Origin of the sequence: Yinghuangia soli (assembly GCF_021502675.1) — a bacterium.
Classification (GTDB): domain Bacteria; phylum Actinomycetota; class Actinomycetes; order Streptomycetales; family Streptomycetaceae; genus Yinghuangia; species Yinghuangia soli.
This window is the reverse complement of sequence record NZ_JAKFHA010000076.1, coordinates 2,465-6,273: the sequence shown is the minus strand read 5'-3', so window position 1 is coordinate 6,273 and position 3,809 is coordinate 2,465. Positions and strand designations below refer to the sequence as shown.

The following is a 3,809-nucleotide window of genomic DNA, read 5'->3' as shown; positions in this document are numbered from 1 at the left end:
TCGAACCTTGACCGGCTCTGCCACCGAACCCCCAAACACCGGTTGGATATTGAAGACATCCAACCGGCGCCCGGCACGTCGAAGCCAGCCCAGCAACCCGGCGAACCTTTCCGGTCACAGCACTAGGACCACGCGGCGCTACGACGAGGACGCGGACGACGAACTCGGTGAGGCGATGGCGTGGTTCGAGCCGTTTCGCGCGTCGCAGTTCGTGCATCCCTTTTTGCTCGGCGGTCCAGCCCTGAGCGGCAGATCGGACTGATGCCGGGAATGGCAGAGGTCGCCAGGAAAGGAGACACGGACATGCCGACCCACGCCGCGAATCCCGCCTCCACGCGTCCTTTCGACGGATTGGAGCTGGTGGAGGTCACCGCGAGGCTGGTGGCCTTGGAGCGCGCGTTGGAAGATGCGGCGTGCGCGTCTGGGGCGGTCAGCACAGCGGCGACGTCCACTTGCTGCCGGGCGTCGTGGGCCTGGGAGCGGGCGTCCGCGGCCCGTTCGCGCTCGCACTCCGCCACGCCGCCAGGACGCGAAAGACAGCTGCGCACTGCAGGACGGCCAGACTTGCAAGGTGCTGTGCCGGCCACCAGCTGCGGCGGATCGTGGCGCGCGTCGCGGGCTCCTGCCGCACGGTGGAGATGGCGCGCAGGACGCGTTTCTTGAGTTCGGGCGGGGGGACCGTGTGGACCGCAAGTCCCAGGCGGGCTGCGGTCGCCACTAGTTCGGCGGTCTCCGTCGCGCAGGTCTCGCACCGGGCAAGGTGGCGTTCGAGCGCGGCGTGCTCGTCCGGCGGGAGTGCGTGCAACGCGTACGCGCCCGTGTCGTGGTGGTTGGTGCTCATGCGGACGCTCCCAGAGAGTCGCGCCGCCGGGTCTTCACCGTTCTGAGCAGGAGTCTCAGCTGCTCGGACACCTTCCGGTAGGTGAGGCCGCCGTAGTAGGCGAGCGTCACCGGCTCGTGCTGTACCGGCGTCAGTGTTCCCATACAGCGGCGTACCTGGCGTTGCTCGAACCGGGCCTCAGCCTGTCCGACGCCCTGATCGTAGGCGGCGTGCCGGTCTTGAGCGGCCGTCTGCAGTTCGGTCCACGTCGTCGCACTACCGCGTGCGGGGCCGTAGTAGGCGGCGGTGCGCCACTGGTCCAGCATGTCCTCTGGGTCGACCTCCTCGGACTGCGCGGGATCGCGGACCACCTTGCGTACCAGCGCCGGCACTGCACCGGCGAGGGCGTCGTACAGGTCGGCGAACGCCGCCTCTTCGCCCTTGGCCACGCGGCCCAACAGCGTGTCCGCGTTGTCGGTGCCTTCCTCGTCCGAACCCGGCGCCGATTGCGGACGCCTCCCCGGCCCCGAGAAGCCGATTCCCCTTACGCCCACCGGGCATCACCGTAGACGCGGCTACGTGTCATCTGGACCGGTCCGGTAAGCCCGTCAATGCGATAGCGACAGAACATGCTCCAGGTTCGGGGCCGATCAGCCACCGGATTGGCTGATTCCGTATCGAACCAACAGTTTTCGCCCTATGCCCGCCGCTGCGCGAACGGCACGGATCGGGCCGCCGACGAATCAGTGGAACAGCCCCCGCGACCTGCCGCTTTCGCAGCTGACTGCCGCGGGATGCCGGGCGGTTCGGCGCGCGGCGAGGTACGGCACCGGCGCCTGCCGGCCCGCATGTCGTGGACTGTCGGTTGCTGCGTGAGTGAGGCGCCTCCAGAGGGCCGGGTCTGCCGTGTCCTGTTCGCGGCCCAGGTGCCGGGCGGATGGGACACAGGGAGCGGGTTCGCCCGTCCGGCGCAGGCGGTTGGGCCGGGCGGGTCACTGCGCCGCGTGCCGGGTTGACCGGGAGGGAGGTGCGGGGTCCACTGCGGTGGCGCGGCCCTTCCTTCTGCCACTCGCGGCCGCAGCACCGACTGCGGTGCCCGCTTTCGCAGTTCCTGGACCAGGACGCGCGATCCCTCTCCCTTTGCCAAGCCTCATCCGGAGGTCATCCATGTCTGCCGACACTTCGCCCCCTGCCGCCGCCTCGGAATCCGACACCCTGCCGTCCCGCCGCGCCATGCTCCGCGGCACCGCCGCGGCCGGCGCCGCGGGACTGGCCGCCACCATGCTCGCCGCCCCCGCACACGCCGCCCCCGCCGCCCAGAGCCCGGAGATCGCGGAGCCCGCGCCGCGGAACGCGGAGCCGGTCGTGGTGCACCTGCGCGACGCGGAGTCCGGCGAACTGGACGTGTTCACCGGGCACGAGCACCGCCGGGTCACCGACCCGGCGCTCGCCGACGCGCTGCGCCGCGCCGCCCGCTGACCCGTCTCCACGCCCCACTCGTCCCGAAACAGGAGCAGCATGTCCTCGCATCGCGAAGCCCCCGAGATCTCCAAGGACCCGGTCGCCGACAGCACCGACGTCTACGCGTTCGTCAGCCCCGACGCGCCCGACACCGTCACGCTGATCGCCAACTACCTGCCGCTGCAAGGCCCGGCCGCCGGCCCGAACTTCTACGAGTTCGGCGACGACGTGCTCTACGAGATCCACATCGACAACGACGGCGACGGACGCGCCGACGTGACCTACCAGTTCCGCTTCACCACCACGGTCCGCAACCCGGACACGTTCCTGTACAACACCGGGCCGATCACCGCCCTGGACTCCGCGTCCTGGAACCGCCGCCAGACCTACACGCTGACCCGGGTCGACGGCAACGGCCGCACCTCGGTCCTGGGCAAGGACCTCGCCTGCCCGCCGTGCAACATCGGCCCGCTGTCCACCCCCGACTACCCTTCGCTCGCCGCTGCCGCGGTCCACCCGTTCGGCGACGGCCGCAAGGTCTTCGCCGGGCAGCGAGCCGAGGGCTTCTACGTCGACCTCGGCTCGATCTTCGACCTGGGCAACCTGCGTCCGTTCCAGCAACTGCACCTGCTCGGCGGCGTGTTCGGCGGACCGTCCGCCGGCGTGAACACGACCAAGCAGCTCAACGTGCACACCCTCGCCGTGCAGGTCCCCATCTGCGACGTCACCTGCGGCGGGGAGCGCCCCACGGACGTGACCAACCCGCGCGCCACCATCGGGGTGTGGACCACCGCGAGCCGCCGCCAGGTCCGCATCGCGGAGGCCGGCAAGGGCGGCGTGGCGGAGAACGGGCCGTGGGTGCAGGTCTCCCGGCTCGGGAACCCGCTGTTCAACGAGGTCATCGTCCCGATGTCCCGCAAGGACCAGTGGAACGCCCTGCCGCCGTCCGACGACAAGCTGTTCGCCGGGTACGTCGACAAGCCCGAACTCGCCGGGCTGCTCCCGGTGCTGTACCCGGGCGTCTTCCCGAACCTGGACGCGCTCAACAAGTCGGGCAAGCCGCGCGCCGACCTGCACGCCATCCTGCTCACCGGCATCCCCGCCGGCATCGTGCCCGGCTTCCAGAACTACACCGGCGCGATCGACGCGGACATGCTGCGCCTGAACACCGCGGTGCCGCCGACCGCGAAGCCGAACATCCTGGGCCTGGTCGCCGGGGACGCGGCCGGATTCCCCAACGGCCGCCGCGTGTTCGACGACGTGGTCACCGTCGAGCTGCGGGCCGTGGCGGGTGCCACCTACCCGCTCGTCGACAACACCTTCACCCCCGACGCCGCGACCGGCCAGATCACCGACGGGCTGACCCCGGCGGACGTGAAGAACCCCTACCTGGACACGTTCCCCTACCTGGGCGTGCCGTACGACGGATACCGCAACCCCTCCTGACCGCAAGCAGTTTGCGAACCGGCGGCCGGCCCCGGGCGGCCGCCGGTTCCCCGCCCCAAAGGAGCGCCGCCGTGCACGCCCC

The 3,809-nt window shown here is 70.7% G+C and carries 5 protein-coding genes; 3 read left to right on the top strand and 2 right to left on the bottom strand.

Features of this window, described 5'->3' with window-relative positions:
• The coding region (locus tag LZ495_RS43455) for a hypothetical protein (protein ID WP_235058834.1) at positions 1-262 on the top strand (262 nt) is incomplete at its 5' end.
• Positions 263-430: 168 nt separating this feature from the next.
• Here the strand turns inward: LZ495_RS43455 and LZ495_RS43450 are convergent.
• A complete protein-coding gene (locus tag LZ495_RS43450; protein ID WP_235058833.1) occupies positions 431-841 on the bottom strand; it encodes a zf-HC2 domain-containing protein in 411 nt (136 codons plus the stop codon).
• Positions 838-1,374: a sigma factor-like helix-turn-helix DNA-binding protein gene (locus tag LZ495_RS43445; protein ID WP_372498734.1), complete on the bottom strand. Its 537-nt coding sequence runs from the start codon at positions 1,372-1,374 to the stop codon at positions 838-840. Before LZ495_RS43445 ends, LZ495_RS43450 begins: the two co-directional genes overlap by 4 nt.
• A 613-nt stretch (positions 1,375-1,987) precedes the next feature.
• Here LZ495_RS43445 and LZ495_RS43440 point away from each other — a divergent pair.
• Both LZ495_RS43440 and LZ495_RS43435 read left to right on the top strand, forming a co-directional pair.
• Positions 1,988-2,299 carry a hypothetical protein gene (locus tag LZ495_RS43440; RefSeq protein WP_235058832.1) on the top strand — a complete coding sequence of 104 codons (312 nt, stop codon included), beginning with the start codon at positions 1,988-1,990 and terminating at the stop codon, positions 2,297-2,299.
• A 39-nt stretch (positions 2,300-2,338) separates the two neighbouring features.
• Positions 2,339-3,727: a DUF4331 domain-containing protein gene (locus LZ495_RS43435; RefSeq protein ID WP_235058831.1), complete on the top strand. Its 1,389-nt coding sequence runs from the start codon at positions 2,339-2,341 to the stop codon at positions 3,725-3,727.
• Positions 3,728-3,809: the final 82 nt, after the last annotated feature.

What these genes read in the sequence shown, in the direction of transcription:
- LZ495_RS43440 (WP_235058832.1), top strand. Translation starts at nt 1,988, where the DNA reads ATGTCTGCCGACACTTCGCCCCCTGCCGCCGCCTCGGAATCCGACACC.
- LZ495_RS43435 (WP_235058831.1), top strand. Translation starts at nt 2,339, where the DNA reads ATGTCCTCGCATCGCGAAGCCCCCGAGATCTCCAAGGACCCGGTCGCC.
- LZ495_RS43450 (WP_235058833.1), bottom strand. Translation starts at nt 841, where the DNA reads ATGAGCACCAACCACCACGACACGGGCGCGTACGCGTTGCACGCACTC.